Source organism: Maricaulis sp., from assembly GCF_017643475.1.
Classification (GTDB): Bacteria; Pseudomonadota; Alphaproteobacteria; order Caulobacterales; family Maricaulaceae; genus Maricaulis.
Window position 1 is genome coordinate 848,168 of the sequence record NZ_JAEPNI010000001.1, and the last position, 16,050, is coordinate 864,217.

At 62.2% G+C, this 16,050-nt stretch carries 18 protein-coding genes; 8 read left to right on the plus strand and 10 right to left on the minus strand.

Annotated features, from left to right (window positions below):
- Window positions 1–46 precede the first annotated feature (46 nt).
- Window positions 47–616 (minus strand): NAD(P)H-dependent oxidoreductase, encoded by a 570-nt coding sequence (locus JJ889_RS04010; protein WP_291891681.1) that lies wholly within the window; start codon window positions 614–616, stop codon window positions 47–49.
- A gap of 186 nt (window positions 617–802) precedes the next feature.
- On the opposite strand from JJ889_RS04010, the gene JJ889_RS04015 reads away from it, so the two are divergent.
- From JJ889_RS04015 to msrA, 6 genes are all read left to right on the plus strand, one after another.
- Window positions 803–1,204 (plus strand): hypothetical protein, encoded by a 402-nt coding sequence (locus tag JJ889_RS04015; RefSeq protein WP_291891682.1) that lies wholly within the window; start codon window positions 803–805, stop codon window positions 1,202–1,204.
- 95 nt (window positions 1,205–1,299) lie between these two features.
- Window positions 1,300–1,713, plus strand: coding sequence for a hypothetical protein (locus tag JJ889_RS04020; RefSeq protein WP_291891683.1), 414 nt, complete (start codon window positions 1,300–1,302; stop codon window positions 1,711–1,713).
- A 23-nt stretch (window positions 1,714–1,736) separates the two neighbouring features.
- Window positions 1,737–2,300: a sigma-70 family RNA polymerase sigma factor gene (locus tag JJ889_RS04025; protein ID WP_291891684.1), complete on the plus strand. Its 564-nt coding sequence runs from the start codon at window positions 1,737–1,739 to the stop codon at window positions 2,298–2,300.
- 1 nt (window position 2,301) lies between these two features.
- The gene (locus JJ889_RS04030; RefSeq protein ID WP_291891685.1) at window positions 2,302–2,691 is read left to right on the plus strand and encodes a DUF6768 family protein; all 390 of its coding nucleotides are present in this window, start codon (window positions 2,302–2,304) and stop codon (window positions 2,689–2,691) included.
- Between the two features lie 225 nt (window positions 2,692–2,916).
- Window positions 2,917–3,804, plus strand: coding sequence for an RNA polymerase sigma factor RpoH (gene rpoH / locus JJ889_RS04035; protein ID WP_291891686.1), 888 nt, complete (start codon window positions 2,917–2,919; stop codon window positions 3,802–3,804).
- 65 nt (window positions 3,805–3,869) lie between these two features.
- Complete coding sequence (msrA, locus tag JJ889_RS04040) at window positions 3,870–4,385, plus strand: peptide-methionine (S)-S-oxide reductase MsrA (protein ID WP_291891687.1); 516 nt, start codon at window positions 3,870–3,872, stop codon at window positions 4,383–4,385.
- Window positions 4,386–4,655: 270 nt separating this feature from the next.
- On the opposite strand, the gene JJ889_RS04045 is transcribed toward msrA, so the two are convergent.
- Together JJ889_RS04045 and JJ889_RS04050 are read right to left on the minus strand one after the other, a co-directional pair.
- Window positions 4,656–5,201 (minus strand): hypothetical protein, encoded by a 546-nt coding sequence (locus JJ889_RS04045; protein WP_291891688.1) that lies wholly within the window; start codon window positions 5,199–5,201, stop codon window positions 4,656–4,658.
- A gap of 23 nt (window positions 5,202–5,224) precedes the next feature.
- Window positions 5,225–5,923, minus strand: coding sequence for a lysoplasmalogenase (locus tag JJ889_RS04050; RefSeq protein WP_291891689.1), 699 nt, complete (start codon window positions 5,921–5,923; stop codon window positions 5,225–5,227).
- 52 nt (window positions 5,924–5,975) lie between these two features.
- Here JJ889_RS04050 and JJ889_RS04055 point away from each other — a divergent pair, with 52 nt between their 5' ends.
- Window positions 5,976–7,211 (plus strand): alpha/beta hydrolase-fold protein, encoded by a 1,236-nt coding sequence (locus tag JJ889_RS04055; protein ID WP_291891690.1) that lies wholly within the window; start codon window positions 5,976–5,978, stop codon window positions 7,209–7,211.
- Here JJ889_RS04055 and JJ889_RS04060 read toward each other — a convergent pair.
- Window positions 7,208–8,491: a trypsin-like serine protease gene (locus JJ889_RS04060; protein ID WP_291891691.1), complete on the minus strand. Its 1,284-nt coding sequence runs from the start codon at window positions 8,489–8,491 to the stop codon at window positions 7,208–7,210. The two genes, JJ889_RS04055 and JJ889_RS04060, sit on opposite strands and share 4 nt — an antisense overlap.
- Before the next feature lie 191 nt (window positions 8,492–8,682).
- Here JJ889_RS04060 and JJ889_RS04065 point away from each other — a divergent pair, with 191 nt between their 5' ends.
- Window positions 8,683–9,153 carry a hypothetical protein gene (locus JJ889_RS04065; RefSeq protein WP_291891692.1) on the plus strand — a complete coding sequence of 157 codons (471 nt, stop codon included), beginning with the start codon at window positions 8,683–8,685 and terminating at the stop codon, window positions 9,151–9,153.
- A gap of 10 nt (window positions 9,154–9,163) precedes the next feature.
- Here JJ889_RS04065 and JJ889_RS04070 read toward each other — a convergent pair whose 3' ends face one another.
- From JJ889_RS04070 to JJ889_RS04095, 6 genes are all read right to left on the minus strand, one after another.
- Window positions 9,164–9,982, minus strand: coding sequence for a PhzF family phenazine biosynthesis protein (locus JJ889_RS04070; RefSeq protein WP_291891693.1), 819 nt, complete (start codon window positions 9,980–9,982; stop codon window positions 9,164–9,166).
- 83 nt (window positions 9,983–10,065) lie between these two features.
- A complete protein-coding gene (locus JJ889_RS04075) occupies window positions 10,066–10,902 on the minus strand; it encodes a thioredoxin family protein (protein ID WP_291891694.1) in 837 nt (278 codons plus the stop codon).
- 74 nt (window positions 10,903–10,976) lie between these two features.
- Complete coding sequence (locus tag JJ889_RS04080; RefSeq protein WP_291891695.1) at window positions 10,977–12,839, minus strand: ABC transporter ATP-binding protein; 1,863 nt, start codon at window positions 12,837–12,839, stop codon at window positions 10,977–10,979.
- 258 nt (window positions 12,840–13,097) lie between these two features.
- Window positions 13,098–14,549 carry a M20/M25/M40 family metallo-hydrolase gene (locus tag JJ889_RS04085; protein WP_291891696.1) on the minus strand — a complete coding sequence of 484 codons (1,452 nt, stop codon included), beginning with the start codon at window positions 14,547–14,549 and terminating at the stop codon, window positions 13,098–13,100.
- Between the two features lie 93 nt (window positions 14,550–14,642).
- On the minus strand, window positions 14,643–15,566 hold the full coding sequence (locus JJ889_RS04090; protein WP_291891697.1) for a thioesterase family protein: 924 nt from the start codon (window positions 15,564–15,566) through the stop codon (window positions 14,643–14,645).
- A gap of 17 nt (window positions 15,567–15,583) precedes the next feature.
- Window positions 15,584–16,012, minus strand: a complete 429-nt coding sequence (locus JJ889_RS04095; protein WP_291891698.1) for a transcriptional repressor — start codon at window positions 16,010–16,012, stop codon at window positions 15,584–15,586.
- Window positions 16,013–16,050 lie beyond the last annotated feature (38 nt).

Sequence of the window (16,050 nt, forward strand, 5' to 3'; positions counted from 1 at the left end):
TCGGGTCAGTCTACTCCGAAGTGGACAGGGTTTACCGTGACCGGCGTCACGCCCCGCCCAGGAATTTCGTGAGATTGTCCACCAGGCTCTCGATCTGACCCCGCGACCGGTCATTGGTCAGGCGTCCATCCTCGTCGAAAGCCTGGAAGGCACCCGGTACCGAGGCATGTCCTGGCAGGGGCATCATGCCAAGATCGGTGAGGAAGGCGCGCAGGCGGGGGATCACCCGCACGCCACCCAGACCGCCGGGGGAAGCGGCCATCAGGATGGCCAGCTTGCCGGCAAAGGGGTTGGACCTGTCTTCGCCATCGGGCCTGGACATCCAGTCGAAAGTATTGACGAGCAGTGGTGGAATATTGCCGTTGTATTCCGGCGTGGCGACGATCATCGCGTCATGTTCGGCGAGCAGTTTGCGCATCGCTTTCATGCTGTCGGGCAGCCCGTTCTCGGCCTCATCATCCCCGTGATAGAGCGGGGCTTCATAATCAGCCAGGTCGATATGGGTGACCGTGGCGCCCCTGTCGCGCGCGATGTCAGCGGCATTGGTGGCGAGTTTCTTGTTGACGCTGTCCTTGCGGGCAGAACCGGCAAGAACGAGAATTTTTGGTGCAGACATAACGTCCTCCCTGAACCTGTTGAGCAAGGAGATAGGGCTGATTTCGCGTGGGATCGACCGGGTTTGTGGAAGAGCATTCTTTCCAAACGGAGGGTAATGCCGTTCCTGCCGTGAAACCCCTGTTCAATATTGCTTAAACCCTTAGTGGCAGAGTGAAATTCTACTATCCCGGAAGGAGAGTTGGTAATGTCCAAGACCGTGACGTCGAGCTATCGCAAGGTATCGGACCGGTTCGAGCCGGATCTCGTGCAGGACCCCGCTGAACAGCGCAAACTGCGCGGTCAGCTGGAGCAGATTGATTATACCGTGTTCGCCGCCAATCAGGCGGTGATCAAGAAGACGATCCATTCTGTCACGCTTGAGGATTTCCAGAACCTCGCTCTGTCCGCTTCCAAGGCCCGCAGTGCATGGGTCGATGCGGCGATGTCCGCTGCGCGGAGCCGCGCGCCCCTGGAAAAAACCGAGGTTGAGCGCCTGGGCCTGCTACGGACGGCCTATGAGGAGTTGTCCGAAGCCTATGATGCCATGCGCCGCATGGTTGAACGCGGTTATCTGCAATTCCATCAGAGCGTTTCCAAGGCCAGCTAGGCGCCGTATCTGAAGAAAAAACCGGGTCCGATTGAACCGGTTGCCGACCGGGGCGCACCTTTATTCCGAACACATGTTTTGGAATGAGGGATGACATGATCTCGCAAATCGCCATTCACGGAGTGCTCCTCTTCGCCGCCTGGATGGGGCTGGTGGGGAGTCTCATGCTGCTCGCTCCGGATGGGGCCTTGTCCATTCTGCGCATGGCCGGCAGCACCGCCTTGATCAATGTGGCGGAACAGGCGCTGCGGTTCAGCTTCGGGCTGGCCATGATCGGGGCCGCGCCGCTGTCACGCTTCCCGGACGCCTTCCAGTGGATCGGCCTTTTCATAGCCGCGACATCGGTACTCATCCTCCTGGTGCCGCGCCGGTGGCATCATGGTTATGCCGTCTGGTGGGCTGACAAGCTGCACCCGGTGGTCGTGCGCCTGCTGGCGCCGATCGCCTTCGCTGCCGCGCTCGTCCTCGTCTATGCGGTGATGATCGACCTGCCGGTTGTGACCAGCTGAGCAGGGTCAGGGAAGGCAAGGCCATGCGACGCGACAAGAAACGCGTGCTCGGGGAATACCTGGTCAGTGCGGCCAGGACCGGAGATCGCGCGGCTTTCGACCAGCTGGCGCGCCTCTACCAGCCCGAACTCGCCCGCCATGCCTGGCGCCTATCCGGGGATGCCGACATGGCGCAGGATGTCCTCCAGGACGCCTGGCTGGACATAGTCCGCGGCCTGGGGCGCCTCAATGACCCGGCGGCTTTTCCCGCCTGGGCCTATCGGATCGTCACGCGCAAATGTGCAGGAATGATCCGCAAGCGACAGCGCATCCGCGACACACAGGCCGCGATTGCGGCCGAACCCCCGGACGTCATGGATGACGAGATCCTCGCGGAAAACCAGGCCGATGTCGGCGTGGTCGCGAGGGCGATGGCGGACCTGCCGCCTGACCAGCGCTCTGCGCTGGCGCTGTTTCACCGCCAGGAGATGAGCGTGACCGAGATCGCCTTCGCCCTGGATGTTCCGGTGGGGACCGTGAAAACCCGTTTGATGCACGCGCGCCGGAAACTCCGGGACGCGTTGGAGATTACCAGTGATGGAGCCTGATATGAGCAATACTGACAAGGATATCGATGATCTGATCACCGAAGCGCTGGACGCCGAGGATCGCGAGCTTCTGGGGCGCCACGCCCCGCAGCCCGGCTTTTTCCGTCAGGCGCTGGGCATTTTCTCCGGCTCGATGGGCTGGGTCATGGCTGTTGTCATGTTCATGGTGCTGGTCTTTGTCGTCCTGGCGGTATGGATCACGCTGCAGCTGATCGCCACGGATGACGTGCTGAAGACCCTGCGCTGGGGTCTGGGCCTTGTTGTGGTCACCCAGATCGTTCTGTTCCTGCGCGGCGTGCTGTTCCAGCAGATCCTGACCAATCAGGTCCTGCGAGAGGTCAAGCGGCTGGAATTGCAGGTCGTCCGGGCGCAGCACCGCCACGACGCATAGCCGTCAACTCCACATCGGGCCTGCCCTTGCACGCGGAATTTGAATTCCCATATGCATAGGGCAGGCGGGGGCGTGCATGGATGCATAGGCATTATGTACGCTCAAATGGCGGTAACGTCGGCGTGAGGCCCTAGCATTCGCGCTTTCGCTTCCCCAAATACGTCTGCGAGCAGGCATGGTGAGGCCTCTGGCCAGCCTCGTCTGCATAGGGATAGGATGTAGATTATGTCTAACGCACTCGCAGTATCGCTCTCGCCGGAACAGGGTCTGTCCAGCTATCTGGCCGAGATCCGCCGTTTTCCCATGCTGGAAAAGGACGAGGAATTCATGCTCGGCAAGGCCTGGCGTGAACACGGTGATGCGAAGTCCGCCGAAAAGCTGGTGACCTCTCACCTTCGCCTGGTGGCCAAGATCGCGATGGGGTATCGCGGCTATGGCCTGCCGGTCGCTGAAGTGATTTCAGAGGGCAATGTCGGCCTGATGCAGGCGGTCAAGAAATTCGACCCGGAAAAAGGTTTCCGCCTGGCGACCTACGCCATGTGGTGGATCCGCGCCTCGATCCAAGAATATATCCTGCGGTCCTGGTCGCTGGTGAAAATGGGTACGACGGCTGCGCAGAAGAAGCTGTTCTTCAACCTGCGCCGCATGAAAAGCCAGATGCAGGCCCTGGACGAGGGCGATCTGCGCCCGGACCAGGTCGAGGAAATCGCCACCAAGCTGGGCGTGACCAATGACGATGTCGTGTCCATGAACGGTCGCCTGTCCGGTCCGGACGCCTCGCTCAACGCGCCGCTGAAAGGCACGGAAGGCGAGGGGCAGTGGCAGGACTGGCTGGCAGATGATGATGCGGAAAGCCAGGAAGACGAGCTGGCCGAAAGCGACGAGTTCGACACCCGCATGCAGCTTCTGCAGGCCTCCATGGGTGAGCTGAACGAGCGCGAGCAGCACATCCTGCAGGAACGCCGTCTGACGGAAGACCCCAAGACGCTGGAAGAACTGGCAGAGCATTACGGCGTCAGTCGTGAGCGTATTCGCCAGATCGAGGTCCGTGCGTTTGAAAAGCTGCAGAAGGCCATGCGTTCCATGGCGTCTGAACAGGGCTTGATGAACTAGAAAATTCGGTTACCGGTTCTATCTTCGACCCCGTCGGATAGGCCGGCGGGAGCGAGGAGAGCATTATGGCTGAGCAAACGATCACCCTGGCCGGTGGATGTTTCTGGGGCATGCAGGATCTGCTGCGCAAACGTCCCGGCGTTATTGCCACCCGTGTCGGCTATACCGGTGGCACCACGCGAAATGCCACCTATAATACCGTCAGGACCGGCCAGACGGGCCATGCGGAATCCATCGAGATCCGCTTCGATCCCGAAACGATCAGCCTGAAGGAGATCTACGAGGTCTTCTTCCAGATCCACGACCCGACGACGCTGAACCGCCAGGGCAATGATATTGGCAGCCAGTATCGCTCCGTGATCTTCTATGCCGATGCCGAGCAAAAGGCGCAGGCCGAGAAGGTGATTGCCGCTGTGGACGCCTCGGGCCTCTGGCCCGGCAAGGTCGTCACCCAGCTGCAGCCTTTGGGCGAATTCTGGGAAGCGGAAAGCGAGCACCAGGATTATCTGGAACGTTTCCCGGAAGGCTATACCTGCCACTTCGTCCGCCCCGACTGGAAACTCCCGGAAGGCGTGATCTAGCGCTTGTGCCTACTCAGCTCATCCTCGCCCTTGATGGGCGAGGGGGACCATTGCAAAGCAATGGTGGAGTGGGTGCGCGCCGGAGGCGCGAGTGAGAGTCGCTTCTTTTGGCCCTTTCGGGCCGCACCCTATCCGCCCACTTCGTGGGCACCTTTCCCATCAAGGGAAAGGAGGAACATAGCCATGTGGCCTTCAACACCGTCATCCCACGGTGACCGCGCAGCGGACATCCGGGGGATCCCGGCTATCCTGTCGACGGGCGAGCTGAGGTCACGAATTTACCCTGTCGAGCTGTTCCTTGACCGCAGAATTGAGCGGAATATTCCAATAATTGGAGTCAGAGAGGACTTGCGCTCGAAGCGCGGGGTCATGTGTCAGGCTCCAGCTATAGGCCATCAAGCCATGACCTGCCGGTGCCCCCAGTTCGCGGGCGATGACCCGCCGAATGACCTCGGGCATGCCGGTAATCCCAGCGTCTTCAAGCATGGCCTGCGGTCCGGCGGCCAGAAGCGTGGAAAAGAATGATGTACGCGAAGGGGCGATCCGGATTTCCGATCGGTTCAGATCCTCCAGTACCGCGCTGAAGAAGCACATCTCGGTTACGTCGTGGCCCAACTGCGCCCGAACAATGCCGGCGATCTGCCTTGCAAGCTCAAGATTCGTGAGAAATATGATCGGCGCACTTTGTCGCTCCGGGGTCTGTTGCCAGCCCACCACAACATCGACATCGCCTCCCGAGGTCCAGGCAAAGGACTCTCTGTCATGGCCGCGAAACCCGTGCCCCTGGAGGAGTTTTATGCCTTCGTCCCGGTTCATCGCTGGTCAGCAGCCGGTGCCCTCTAGCGCTCCCGCGCCAGTCCGAGGCAGATCCCGGCCTGGCCCAGATAATAGGTGGCCCACACGACCGGTCCGGCCCAGTCGAGGGCGCCGGCGAACATGCGCCAGGCCAACACACTGTCTGACACCACGAACAGCAGCGCGCCCGCAATTGCCAGCGGGTGGGCGCGGCTCATCACAGCCAGGATGGCCATCGCCATGATGATGGCGTTGTAGATCGAGGCCGCGATACGCAGCTCGCCGAAATGCGGTTGCAGGGCAATCAGCATGATGGCGCCGAACACGGCCAGGCCGCCTGCAGCCAGGAAGCCGTAGCCGCCGACCAGGGACCGCTGGCGCAGGATCGCTGCGAACAGGCCGATATAGACGATATGCCCGAGACCGAAGGAAACGATGCCCAATCCCTGTTGCAGGGCTTCGGAGCGCAGGATGGCTTCGATACTGTCCCCAGTCGGCTGCAGGGCCAGGAACGCATCTCCCGCCGAGCCCAGCAACAGGCCTGCCGCCAGCCAGCGATATCCACGCATCCAGGCCAGCGCGCCCAGCAGAACGATGCCGGAAGCCTTGAGCACGACATCGGCGGGATAGGGCAAGCCGATCTCGAACCCGTCCAGGAAATACAGCGCGCCAAGCAGGATCGAAGCGATCAGCACATAGTGCTGGTTCCGTGTCGAATTCGGTCCGATGAGTTTGTCGAGCATGGCTTCCCCCTTGCGCGGAAAACGCTAGACTGTGCCGTTCATGAGGAAAAGTGTGTTCGTCATTGTTTCTGGCCTGCTGGCCATGCTGGCCTTGCCAAGCTCGCTGCCTGCCCAGCCTGCGCCTGCAGCGATCAGCTCGGCGCTGGCCGAGCTTGAATTGCGCCCGCATGCGGAAGAGGAAATCTGGCGAAACCTGCGATCGCGCGGGTTGCCGCTCATCGAGGATCACCCGGAGGATGAAGGCCTGCGCCGGGTCACCTTCGTTATCCAGGTGCCGCATGGCACCAGCCGGGTCCGCTTCGACAGTGTCATCAATGCGGGCATGGCGCGTCAGCCCGTTGAAGATTATCTGCGTGATTTCACCCTGCCAATGCAGGCGCTTGGCGATACGCGTATCCATCACCTGACCCTGGACGTCCCGCGTGATGCCACGGCGGTCTACAGTTTCCTGATCGAAACGCCCCAGGGGTGGCGGCGTCTGAGCGATGCAGCCAATCCGGCGCATTTGCGCGGCGCGTCTGCCGAGGCGGTTCTGCTGGCCGACAGCGCCACACGCCACCCGGCCATCATGCCAATCCCCTTTACGCTACGGTTTGAGCCGGAGCTGCTCACGGTGGAGAGTGCGGTTCTTGGGCGCACAGTATTTCTGCAGCACCACACCGTTGGCGGCGCGGAGGCGGATGCTCCGGTGCTCGTTCTTTATGACAGTTTCAACTGGGGTGTTCGCGCGCCGGCCTGGGAGATCGTCCAGCATCTCGTCAATGCCGGCGCGGTGCCGCCCATGCATGTTGTCCTCATAGACCAGCTCGATACCGCCAGCGCGCGCCAGGACTATGATGACCAACTGATTTTTCTCAGTGAGGAATTGCCTTCGGCCCTGGCCGATGCCGGCATTGATGGTCGGCGAATCCTCGCCGGCGCCTCTCGCCGAGGGCTTGTGGCCAGCCGGACAGCGCTGGAACGCCCGCAGGACGTTCTCGGGGTGATTTCGCTTTCGGGCTCCTTCTACTGGTCACCTGACGGACAGGCGCCACGCTGGTTGACGCGGCGCGTTCCCGCTGCCCGCCTTGATGGCCCGCGTTTTGTGCTGGCTGCCGGTTCGCTGGAATATGTCGTGACCTCAACCAATGCCGGACACGTCATGCTGGACACCAATGCTGCCATGATGCAGGCGCTGGCGGATGCGGGGCATCCGGCTGAGTTCGTGCTCTACCAGGGCGGTCATGACATGGCCGGATGGAGGCAGGCGCTGGCGGTCAGCCTGGAGCGCCTGTTCGCCGAGGACTAGTCGCCTTCCTTGACCGGTTTGGTGGTGTTGGTCGGACGCGAGTCAGCCCGGCCCAGGCGGCCATTGCGGAAGTCTTCCAGATATTCCACCCAGCGATCAGCCCGCGCCGCGATATAGGTCATCGGCTGACCCGGATTGCGGCGGAAATTGCTGTCGGTTGCGACGATGAAATACTCGTCGCCCTCGCGGATCATGAAGGGTGATCCGCTATCGCCGCGCGTGGTGTCGCAATCATGCGCCATCGTGTTATCGCGATAGATGCGGGTCATGTTGCAGCCGATATTGCCGGACAGGTGTGTGCCCGTATCCCAGCTGTATCCGGCCTGGTAGAGGTCCATCTGACGGGCCTGGCGATTGCCGACCTCGTCCACCAGCGCCCTGACGCCGACATAGCCCAGCTCGCGACCGATCGGACGGTCAAGGCGCAGCAGTGCCCAGTCCGTGCCGTCAATGTCGTCGGTATTGCTGAAACGCTGCTCATTCCAGTCCGGATCCATGAAGTGTCCGATGACCCGGGCCGAGACCGGGCCGCCGCGTCGCGCTGATGCCGTGTTGAAGACACCGCGGGAGTCGGCACTATTGCCTTCGGAAATGCAGTGGGCGGCGGTGATGAGTACGTCCTCGGCGATCAGGGTCGCGGTGCAGGCACCCCCGGCATCAAAATCCACCTGGCCGATCACGCTCCACGGGAATTGTGCCGTGTCCATGAAGATGCGGTCGTCATGCCCGAAGAAATGGTCATTGATGCCCAACGGCCGATCCCGGCCCATGCAGTCGGCGCGGTCGGTACGCTCCTCGCAGCGGCCATCACCGATTTCGGGTTCATTGCAGACCCCGTCAAAGGCCGTCTCGCAACTGTCATTGCGAAAGCGCAGTTCGATGACGCTGCCGCAATCGGCCAGGTCGGTCGCCTGGGTACAGGCGCCGGTGCCAAATCCCGGCTCGTCACATTCATTGTCATTGGCCCACTGGCAGGAATTGTCTTCCACCCCTTCGGCGATGCGCCAGCAGTCGGAGTAGTCCGTGCCGACCGTGCAGGCACCGGTGCCGATGCCGGGATCATCGCACTCACCGTCATTGGCCCAGCGGCAGCTGTCGACACCGCGATAGCGACCAGTGGACACGCCCTGGGGGCGTTGGGGCTTTTGGGTATAGGTGTGCAGATAGCGGGTGATCTCACGACTGGAAAGCTGTGACGGGTCGGGCTCGCTGCTCGTCGTCTGTGCGTTGGCACTGCCCGCCAGCAGCAGTGTCAGACCTGCGATCCAGAACTCTTTCATCCGCACCTCCCGTAACATCCCGCACCACTAAACCCGGATTGTCAGGAAAAACCAAGGCTGGGGGCGCCTGTCTTTATCCGTTCAGCTAGATGACCTGAAGCTGAACCGCACATTCAAGGCCCGCTCAGATCCACTGTTGTTAGCTGCTCCCACACCGGCCGGAGACGGCCACTCAGGCAAAGGAGTAAGCCATGTCATTTTTCAAGAGCGCACTTGCAGCCGCGTTTCTGGCTGGTCTGGGCACGGTCGGTATCTCGGGAACCGCATCTGCCGGCACCTGGTACCTGAATGCCCGTGCATGCCCGGATCTGCGCGAAGATCGCCGTGACCGACGGGTTGATGAAGGGCGCTGGGATCGACGCGAAGATCGACGCGACCGTCGCGTGATCGAGTGCCCGCCTCGTGCCTGGACGTATGTCCCCGATCGCTGGGAGCGGCGCAATGGCATTGAACGCGGTTCGGGCGGACGCTTGGCTTCGCCGGGCATTGTCTATCGCCGCCATGGCAATTTCTATCGCGAAACGCGTCGTGGTGACCTGCGTCAGATCGATGTCGTGATCGAGCGCGGACGTCGTGGATATCGTGAACGCGGTCGTGGTTACCGAGATCGTCACGGCTATCGCAACAGCCGCTACAACAATCATCGCGGTTACCGCTACTGAGTGTGGCGTATCAGGGGAGGGTGATTTCCCCGGAGAGATAATGGGGCGCGTGGCCATACAGGGTCACGCGCTCCTTGTGTGTCTTGACCTCGAGCGCGCCGGGGCGTGGCCCGATCTGGCGCGCCTTCATCCGCGTCTTGCCCAGACGCTCGGCCCAGTAGGGCGCAAGTGTGCAGTGGGCGGAGCCAGTGACCGGGTCCTCGTCGACACCGGAGGCGGGGGCAAAGAAGCGGGAGACAAAGTCCAGCCCGCTGCCACCGGGCGCCGTCAGGATCACATTCGTGTTCAGCTTGCGCAGAAGGCCGTGATCGGGTTCGGCGCTGCGTACCAGGTTTTCATGGCCAACGACCCACATCTGGTAACCCGCGCCGTGGATGCGATTGACGTCCAGAACTTCCTCCGGCGATGCCTGAAGGCCGAGCGCGGCTTCAAGGGCAGGCGCGTGGCGGCCGGGAATGAAGCCGATCGAGGGCAGGTCCATGGCCAGTTGATGCCCGTCTGCGCGGACTTCGAGGCGGCCCGAGCGCGTTTCAAACCGGGCAGTGTCGCCAACGACCTTGCCGGCTTCCAGCAGGACAGCGCCCGCAGCGAAGGTGGCATGGCCGCAAAGATCAACCTCGACCGTTGGGGTAAACCAGCGCAGATCCCAAAGGTCTTGTTCTCGCGCAACAACAAAGGCGGTCTCCGACAGTGCGTTGGACGCCGCAATGCCGCGCATGATGTTGTCATCGGGAAAGCTGTCGAGCAGGCAGACGCCCGCCGGATTGCCGGTAAACGCCTCACCGGGAGCGGCAAAGGAGTGGATCTCGAAATAGGGAATTCCGGCCATGACAATTTCCTCCTCGGGCGCTCAGCGGTTATCTTCGCTTGTCGCGCCCGCGGCGTCCAAAATCAATGCGTAAGAGATACGTGTTACCAGCGCTCGCTCTGGAAGGCCTGAAATCGCAGGCTGATATCCGGATCGGACTGGTCGAGCAGGGCGACGGTTGCTGCTGTTACCTCGGCCTCGCCAGCCATGTCGGTCAGGGCGTCCTCTACCGCACGATAGGCTTCGCGATAAAGGCGCCGGGACTGGCGACGCATGCGGCTGCGCCAGGTGTCCACCTCGCCGGCCAGCTCCATGAAGTCCGCCGGGCGCTCGTCATCTTCCATGGCGCGCCAGCGGCCGATATCGACATAGGCCTCGGCCAGGCGTTCACCCTGTTCGGCTTCGAACACCTCGATCTCGATCAGCAGGGACTGATAGACCAGCGAGCTCTCAACCAGATCCATATCGCCTTCGCCGACAGCGAAGTCTGCGAAATATTCCCGGGCTTCCTCGGTTGTGCGGGAGGCTGCGGATCCCCAGTCATTGCGGCTATCGCGATTGAGCAGGCGCTCATCGGCGGGGTCCACGATGAAAACGGTCGGCGTGGCATAGATCGCGGCGACACCGAAACGCATCATCACGGCGTGGTTCTGGTCACGCCAGCCGACATCGATGAAGCGCAGCACGTAGTGTTCTTCCAGCGTGGCGGCGAGTTCCTCGTCCTGGAAGTGATGGGCCAAGCCACGGCTGTCATGGCACCAGTTGGCGCCCAGAACCAGCAGGACACGCTTCTGTTCGGCCAGGCCTTCCAGCAGGGCTTCATCAACGATAGCCATCGCGTCGTAATTCTCGTCGAACGGTCGCGGGTGCTCATCGTCTAGCGCGTGCGCCGGAACGATCAGAAGCAGAAAAAATCCAAGAGCAGCCAAAAGCCGGGGCATGTTTTTCTCCCAACACGTTAGACGTCGAGATAAATACACGTCCCGGCCTTCATATCCAGTTACGTCACTGTGAACTAGGTGGACGCGAGTTCAGCCAGGCGCGCATAGACGCCCTCACTACGACCCACAAGCTCATCGTGCCGACCCTGTTCAACGATCCGGCCCTGCTCGAACACCAGGATACGGTCGGCATCGCGGATGGTCGACAGACGGTGGGCAATGATGATCGTTGTCCGCCCTTTCATCACCGTATTCATCGCCGACTGGATCTCGCGCTCGGTCTCATTGTCCAGGCTCGACGTGGCCTCATCCAGGATCAGGATGGGCGCATCCGCAAGGATGGCACGGGCAATGGCGACACGCTGGCGTTCACCCCCGGAGAGTTTCACCCCGCGCTCTCCGACAAGGGTGCGATACCCCTGGGGCAGGCGAATGATGAAGTCGTGGGCGTGGGCCGCCTTGGCCGCTGCCACCACATCCTCTGGCGAGGCCTGTGGATTGGCGTAGGCGATATTCTCCGCGATGGTGCGGTGGAAGAGCGCCGGATCCTGGGGCACCAGGGCGATGTGACGTCGCAGGCTGTCTTGCTTGACCGCACGCACATCCTGGCCATCGATCAGCACGGCGCCATCACTGACGTCGTAGAGCCGCTGGACCAGTTTCACGAAAGTCGACTTGCCCGAACCGGTCGGTCCGACCAGGGCGACTTTCTCGCCCGGGCGGATGGCCAGCTCGAAACCTGTGTAGAGCGGGCGTTCCTGGCCGGCATAGGTAAAGTCGACCTTGTCGAACCGGACCTCTCCCTGGTCGGGCTGGAACTCCGTCGCGTCGTCACGATCGCTGACCTCGGTTTCCTGGGCATCGAAAATCGCCAGATCCTGGATCTCGTCGAGACCGCGCTGGACCTGCTGCACCTGTTCACCAAAGCGGCGCATGTAACCCGAGACGATCATGTAGGCCGTCAGGGCCGCCACGACATCACCGGCGCTCGCACTGCCAATCGACCATTGCCAGACCAGCAGGCCGACCAGGGCCGCCTGCATGGTCAGGTCGGTGACGATGTTGACCAGCCAGGAGTTGACGAAACGGTTCCAGGTTTTCTTGGTCGCGGCACGCCAGCGCCAGGCCAGGCCGTGGAAACGGCCATCCTCGCGCGTTTCCGCACCAAAGCTCTTCACCGTGGCGATGCCGCCGATCGTATCCGCCAGCGCACCACCGATCTCGCTGTCCAGCGCGTTCGAGCGGATGTTCTGCGGGCGGATGTAATAGCGGCTCAACAGCAGGGAGGAGGCGATGAAGCCGCACATGATGACAAAGGCGATCCCGCCCACCAGCGGCCAGCGGATAGCCATCATCCCGGCAATGCCCAGCATCACGCCGATCGAGGGCGCGATACCCATGAAGATGTGCACGGTAATCGTGTCATAGGCCCACATGCCGCGCGTGATCTTGCGCACGACTGAACCGGCGAAGGTATTGGCATGCCAGTCCAGCGAGAAGCGCTGAACCTTGGCAAAGGCCTCCGTCGTCATGTCGGCCATGTTGGCAGATGAGAAGGGCACCTCGCAGCGCGAGGCCAGCTGACGCACGGCGTAGAAAACCACGGCAACGCCCAGATAGAGGGAGAAGGCGTCCCAGGGATTGCCCACGCCCGGGCCGGCCGACAGCGTGTCGATCAGGCGTCCTGCGGCGACCGGGATCACCAGCTCCATGATCGTGGCCAGAACCATGAAGAAGATCATGCCGGCCAGCAGCACGGGGCGACGGCGCCATTGCTTGGCCAGATAGGCCATGACAGCGGTATTGGAGAGGCTTTTCGTCCGCGGCTCATCATCCGGATCGGCGTACAGGCCTTCACGGACATCATCATGCAGATCGCGCGCGTCGATCAGGTCCTCGGTTTGTTCGGTATGGGCATCAAATGCAGAAGTCGACATCGGTCATCGAGCCGCAGGGCTCGCCTCGTGAATACGTTCAAATAACAACAGGGCTGGGGTCGACGGGAGACATCACCAGAGGACCGGCTGTTAAGCAGGGGCGCCTGGTGCGATGGCGGGCCGTCGGGGCCGCCCTCGATTGCTATTTGATGTTCTTCACGGGTGCCGTCTCCTGTAATTCGGGGGAGCCTGATTACGCCTGTTGGGCGAAATCAGCAAGCGCGGTGTTATTGAAAGTCCTCAGGTGTGGCGGATGGGTCACTCCTCCACCACACCCGCCTCAGCGATTACCGTGTAGAAAAAGCCGGACATGCGGGCGAGGTCCTCGACCGCGATGCGTTCGTCGTCGCCGTGGATGCGTGCGACATCGGCCATGACAGCCCGGGCTGGCGAGTAGCGGTAGAGATTATCTGCGGTGTCGGCAAAGGCGCGGACATCGGTTGCGCCGGTGACCATGAAGGGCACCATGGGTGTGCCCGGTTCTGCCTGACCCGCGGCGGCGCCGGCGATAAGGTCCCACGCGGCGCCATCAACATCAGCGACGGGCGGGGCGTTGCTGGCCCACTGGTTGGTCTCGATGGTCACGCCGTCCAGATGCGCCACGGAGCGGCGCAGATGTTCCAGTGCGCTTTCAACCGTGTCACGCGGATGCAGGCGCAGATTGATGGTGCCGGTGGCTTCCTGGGGAAGGACATTGTCCTTGACCCCGCCCTCGACAATGGTTGGCGCGATCGTCGTGCCGATCAGGGCGCGAGCGGCGTCCTGTTCCATCAGCTGGCCGCGGATCATCGGGCCGAAAATGCCGTTATTGGCCGCCGCAAATCCAGCCATGCCTTCCATCTCCGGCGCCATGGCTTCCAGCATGGCGCGTGTCGGTCCCTCATTCAGCGAGTGTTCGAACGGGTTCTCCTCGATCGCGGTGATGGCCCGGGCGAGCAGGCTGATGGCGGTGGCGCGCGGGGGCGTGGAGGAATGGCCGCCGCGGGCGCGGGCCGTGACGGTCACGGTCATATAACCCTTTTCGGCCACACCGATCATCGCTGCCGGCGCGTTGGTCATAGGGCTGTCGAGCACAGTCAGCCCGCCTTCATCCAGCGCGAACCAGGCGTGTTGGCCCTGATCGGCCAGGTATTGCGCGGCACGGCGCGCACCCAGTCCGCCCACCTCCTCATCGGGGCCGAGCGAGATATAGAAGGTGCGTTGTGGCTGTGTGCCGTTTTCCAGATGGCGTTCGACAGCATGAAGCAAGGCCATCAAATGCCCTTTCATGTCCAGGGTGCCACGGCCCCAGACAAATCCATCCGCGATGGTGCCGTCGAAGGGCGGATAGCTCCACTGGTCCTCGGTGCCTGGCTCGATGGGAACCACGTCCTGGTGTGCCAGAAGCACGACCGGCTGGGCGTTTTCATCGCTGCCAGTCCAGGTGAAGAGCAATTGCCCGTCGCCAAGGTCCTGAGGGCTGAGCCGTGCATGCATCAAGGGAAAGCGCTCGGCGAGAAAGGCGCGGAAACCCTCGAACTCTTCCCAGCTGGCGCGGGGATCGAAGGCAGAAGAAATCGTGCGGTACTGGATCGCCTGTGACAGGTCGCGAGCGATCTCATTGGCGTCAAACACGACGTTCTGGCGCAGCGGACGGGTCTCGTCGGCCGTGGGCGCGCCACAGGCAGACAGCGCCAGCATGCCGGACGCCAGCAGGATGCGGATATTCATGGGTCTCGACCTTCCCCAGAGTGTGGTCCAGGCGTGTGGGCCCCGGAACTTGTTTTGTTCGAGAGTGTCGAAGCTCGACCGTCGAGGCAAGTGTCAGGCCCGGATGCCCTTGACCACAGCCGCTTCGAGCATGGCTCGGAAATGCGCATTGGGTTCAACCAGCTTGCGGGCGTCGAGATCCATTGGGGCAGCAACGCCTTCCATGGTCCACCAGGGCTTGCCCGTGGCCGGGTCGAGCACCCAGTGCACGAGATTGCGCACTTTCGGACTGACGGATTTCAGGCCGGACCGGATCACATAGCCATCACCCTCACGCGGCCAGCGACGGGGCAGGATGCGGGTTTCCAGCAGGGCGCTGCCAATGCGGTTGTCCAGCTCGCCCTTGTGGAACGCGACTTCCTCGGGAAAGGCACCGATGAAATTGACCACACTGTTGGAGACCCGACCCAGGAATACATCCGCGCGGATACGTCCGAAGGGGCCGATATCCTGGCCGGTGAAACGGCCCATGCCGATCTGTTCCAGACCCATCTGGTCCGCTCGCGCGAGCGAGGCATTGCCGGCGCTGTCATATTCCTCGATACCGCGCGGAGCGGCCGTTGGGTCTTTTTCGATCTTGAGCGTGTCGGCGGCCGCGGCAAAACGATCCGGCCAGCTGAACGCCCGACCTTCGGACGGCGAGACATGTTCCAGCACCAGCTGGAATGTCGCTGCGACGCGGCCGGATCCGCCATGGCGCATTATCAGTTCGGCATGCATCAGCGTGTCGGTATGGCCGGTGATCCCGCCCTCGATCATCAGCGGCGCACCGGGATGGGCCTCGGCGAGGAATTTGATGTGCAGGGAGCGCGCCAGCAGGGTGGCGTAGTTGTCTGAGCGGAAGACATTGCCCAGACCGGCCATGGCGGCGAGATTGCCGACCGCCTCGCTGGCCTTGGCAAGATAGAACTGGACATTCATATGCCCCAGCTCGTCACATTCCCAGGCGTTTGCATTGCCGCGCCAGAGCTCGACCATGTCGTGCGCTCCGCTTGTCAGTGCGTACAGTTTCTGCAATGCCCGAAATGCTCGATGACCGACCGGTCGATCTTGAAGCCTTCCGGTGCATTGGTCGGGGTGGCCGAGCCGTGGCGTTCCTCGACCGTGCCGCAGTCGGAACAGATAAAGAGTTCCGCGCCGCCCTCGTCGTGGGAATGCGTGCAGCCGACAAAGGCGTTCAGCGCTTCAACCTTGTGAACAAGGCCCAGCCCCATCAGGAAATCGAGCGCGCGATAGACGGTTGGTGGCTTGGCGGTGCCAGCCTCCGGGTTCAGCGCCTCGAGCAGATCATACGCCTTGACTGGCCCATCCCAGCCCAGCACGAGCTCGAGCACGCGCTTGCGGATAGGGGTCAGGCGTTCGCCGCGCTCCTGGCACAGGCGTTCGGCCGCTTCGAGGGCCTGGGAAGATTGGGAACGACTCATATTTGCAACATGTAATGAGGTTCGTGCAGGATTCCCAG

Bases quoted from the DNA above. Each gene is read 5' to 3' on its own strand.
- JJ889_RS04010 (WP_291891681.1), bottom strand. From the start codon at position 616: ATGTCTGCACCAAAAATTCTCGTTCTTGCCGGTTCTGCCCGCAAGGAC.
- JJ889_RS04015 (WP_291891682.1), top strand. From the start codon at position 803: ATGTCCAAGACCGTGACGTCGAGCTATCGCAAGGTATCGGACCGGTTC.
- JJ889_RS04075 (WP_291891694.1), bottom strand. From the start codon at position 10,902: ATGCCCCGGCTTTTGGCTGCTCTTGGATTTTTTCTGCTTCTGATCGTT.
- JJ889_RS04080 (WP_291891695.1), bottom strand. From the start codon at position 12,839: ATGTCGACTTCTGCATTTGATGCCCATACCGAACAAACCGAGGACCTG.
- JJ889_RS04020 (WP_291891683.1), top strand. From the start codon at position 1,300: ATGATCTCGCAAATCGCCATTCACGGAGTGCTCCTCTTCGCCGCCTGG.
- JJ889_RS04030 (WP_291891685.1), top strand. From the start codon at position 2,302: ATGAGCAATACTGACAAGGATATCGATGATCTGATCACCGAAGCGCTG.
- JJ889_RS04045 (WP_291891688.1), bottom strand. From the start codon at position 5,201: ATGAACCGGGACGAAGGCATAAAACTCCTCCAGGGGCACGGGTTTCGC.
- rpoH (WP_291891686.1), top strand. From the start codon at position 2,917: ATGTCTAACGCACTCGCAGTATCGCTCTCGCCGGAACAGGGTCTGTCC.
- msrA (WP_291891687.1), top strand. From the start codon at position 3,870: ATGGCTGAGCAAACGATCACCCTGGCCGGTGGATGTTTCTGGGGCATG.
- JJ889_RS04025 (WP_291891684.1), top strand. From the start codon at position 1,737: ATGCGACGCGACAAGAAACGCGTGCTCGGGGAATACCTGGTCAGTGCG.
- JJ889_RS04090 (WP_291891697.1), bottom strand. From the start codon at position 15,566: ATGGTCGAGCTCTGGCGCGGCAATGCAAACGCCTGGGAATGTGACGAG.
- JJ889_RS04065 (WP_291891692.1), top strand. From the start codon at position 8,683: ATGTCATTTTTCAAGAGCGCACTTGCAGCCGCGTTTCTGGCTGGTCTG.
- JJ889_RS04070 (WP_291891693.1), bottom strand. From the start codon at position 9,982: ATGGCCGGAATTCCCTATTTCGAGATCCACTCCTTTGCCGCTCCCGGT.
- JJ889_RS04095 (WP_291891698.1), bottom strand. From the start codon at position 16,012: ATGAGTCGTTCCCAATCTTCCCAGGCCCTCGAAGCGGCCGAACGCCTG.
- JJ889_RS04085 (WP_291891696.1), bottom strand. From the start codon at position 14,549: ATGAATATCCGCATCCTGCTGGCGTCCGGCATGCTGGCGCTGTCTGCC.
- JJ889_RS04050 (WP_291891689.1), bottom strand. From the start codon at position 5,923: ATGCTCGACAAACTCATCGGACCGAATTCGACACGGAACCAGCACTAT.
- JJ889_RS04060 (WP_291891691.1), bottom strand. From the start codon at position 8,491: ATGAAAGAGTTCTGGATCGCAGGTCTGACACTGCTGCTGGCGGGCAGT.